Below are 983 nucleotides of genomic sequence, written 5' to 3'. Positions count from 1 at the left end.
CAGGTGAACAGAGAATTTCGTGAGGCAATCAAAGAGCTGGAGACAGAAAGAAAAATTCATCGACGTAGAATCGTGGTATCTGCAGGCTCAAGTTCCACGTTTATTTTGACGCAATACCGAGGCAAGCCCAAGCTCTTTGCTTGTGGAGAGAATGGGTATGGCCAACTGGGTCTGGGGGATCAAAAAAACCAGAGCAGCCTGCAGACCGTGGAGCGTCCCAAAAACCTCAACTCACTGGAGGGTGTCGTCGCAGGTGCTCACCACACTATTGTCTTTGGACGCGACAGCAAGGGTAAGTCACTGCTCTTTGCCTGTGGAAGAAACAGCTTCGGCGAACTGGGGCTGGGGCATCAAAACCACCAGAGCTGCCTGCAGCCTGTCAATCTTCCTGAAGACCTCAATTCACTGGAGGGTGTCGCCGCAGGTACTCTCCATACCCTTGTCTTTGGCCGCGACAACAAAGGCAAGCCACTGCTATTTGCCTGTGGATATAACAACTTTGGCCAACTGGGGCTTGGGGATGAAAACGACCGGAGCAGCCTGCAGTCCGTTGAGCTTCCGGAAGAACTCAATTCACTGGAGGGGGTCATCGCAGGTTCTCACCACACTATTGTCTTTGGACGCGACAGCAAGGGTAAATCACTGCTCTTTGCCTGTGGAAGAAACAGCTTCGGCCAACTGGGGCTGGTGGATAAAAACGACCGGAGCAGCTTGCAGTCCGTTGAGCTTCCGAAAGAACTCAATTCACTGGAGGGTGTCGTCGCAGGTACTAACCACACCCTTGTCTTTGGTCGCGACAGCTTCGGCAAGCCACTGCTCTTTGCCTGTGGAGCGAACTTTTACGGCCAACTGGGGCTGGGGCATCAAAACCACCAGAGCTGCCTGCAGCCTGTCAATCTTCCTGAAGACCTCAATTCACTGGAGGGTGTCGTCGCAGGTGCGGGCCACACCCTTGTCTTTGGCCGCGACAGCAAGGGCAATTT

At 53.7% G+C, this 983-nt stretch carries 1 protein-coding gene; it reads left to right on the top strand.

The genetic code is table 11. From position 1 onward, the window contains the following. On the top strand, nt 1-983 hold a 983-nt coding region (locus Lwal_RS15190), incomplete at both ends, for an RCC1 domain-containing protein (RefSeq protein ID WP_420798172.1).

Origin of the sequence: Legionella waltersii (assembly GCF_001468085.1) — a bacterium.
Taxonomy (GTDB): domain Bacteria; phylum Pseudomonadota; class Gammaproteobacteria; order Legionellales; family Legionellaceae; genus Legionella; species Legionella waltersii.
Note: the sequence above shows the minus strand (reverse complement) of the source record. Positions and strands in the feature narration are given on the sequence as shown.